This is a genomic window from Kitasatospora sp. NPDC007106 (assembly GCF_040634455.1).
Taxonomy (GTDB): Bacteria; Actinomycetota; Actinomycetes; order Streptomycetales; family Streptomycetaceae; genus Kitasatospora; species Kitasatospora arboriphila.
The window spans coordinates 1-1165 of record NZ_JBEYFP010001371.1; the positions used below are offsets into that span (position 1 = coordinate 1).

Below are 1165 nucleotides of genomic sequence, written 5' to 3' on the forward strand. Positions count from 1 at the left end.
CCCGCGCTGGCTCGGTGCGAACACGTGCAGCGCCGCGGGCAGCCGGGCCATCAGCGGCCCGAAGGCGCGCCAGGAGTCGCCGACGGCGTGCACCAGGACGACCGGCGTCCCGGAGGGATCGCCCTGCTCGGCGTACGGCAGGGCCGGCCCGCCCGGCAGGTGCGCGACCCGGGTGGCCGGTTCCTCCATGCGGCACCTCCCCGCAGCGGCCCCCACTCGATGGTCCCGCGGCGGAGCGGCCGGCGCAGCGCCCGCGGCGGGGCGCACCGGCGTCAGCTCGGCCGGTACCGCAGGATCCGGTCGTCGCCCGGGCGCGGGTCGCCCCGGCCGTCGGTGTTGCTGGTGGTGACGAGCAGCGTGCCGTCCGGCTCGGCGACCACCGTCCGCAGCCGCCCGTCGGTGTGGTCGAGGACGGCGGCGGGGGTGCCCGCCGTGCCGTCGCCGTTCACCGGGATCCGCCACAGGCGCTGGCCGCGCAGCCCGGCCATCCAGATCGCGCCGTCGGCGTAGGCGATGCCGCTCGGCGAGGCGTCGGCCGGCCGCCACTGGACGACCGGGTCGGTGTACCCGGACCGGCCGGCCTTCCCCTCGACGACCGGCCAGCCGTAGTTGGCGCCGGGCTCGATCAGGTTGAGCTCGTCCCAGGTGTTCTGGCCGAACTCGGAGGCCCACAGGCGTCCCTGCGCGTCCCAGGCGAGCCCCTGCACGTTGCGGTGGCCGAGCGAGTACACCGGGGAGCCGGGGAAGGGGTTGCCGGGCGCGGGTGCGCCGTCGGGGGTGATCCGCAGGATCTTGCCGCCGAGCGAGTTGCGGTCCTGGGCGAGTTCGGAGCGTCCGGTCTCGCCGGTGCCGACGTAGAGCAGGCCGTCGGGGCCGAAGGCGATCCGGCCGCCGTCGTGGTTGTCGCCCTTGGGGATGCCGGCGAGCACGGCTGCGGGGTCGGTCAGCTGCGCGCCGGTCGGCCGCGAGGGGTCGTAGGCGAAGCTGACGATCCGGTTGTCGTCGGCGGCCGTGTAGTAGGCGTACAGCCGGCCGTTCGGGCCGAGGGCCAGGCCGAGCAGTCCGCCCTCGACGAAGGCGTCCACACCGGGGACGGTCCCGACGTCGGTGCGCGCGCCGGTCCTCGGGTCGATGCGCAGGATCCGCCCGGTGTCCCGGGAGCCGA

1 protein-coding gene and 1 pseudogene are annotated in these 1165 nt (G+C 76.5%); both read right to left on the reverse strand.

Annotation, left to right across the window (positions count from 1 at the left end; genetic code table 11):
• Window positions 1–189: pseudogene (locus ABZ641_RS38570) on the reverse strand (hypothetical protein); the annotation flags it as partial.
• 83 nt (window positions 190–272) lie between these two features.
• On the reverse strand, window positions 273–1165 hold an 893-nt coding region (locus tag ABZ641_RS38575), incomplete at its 5' end, for a PQQ-dependent sugar dehydrogenase (protein WP_359989353.1).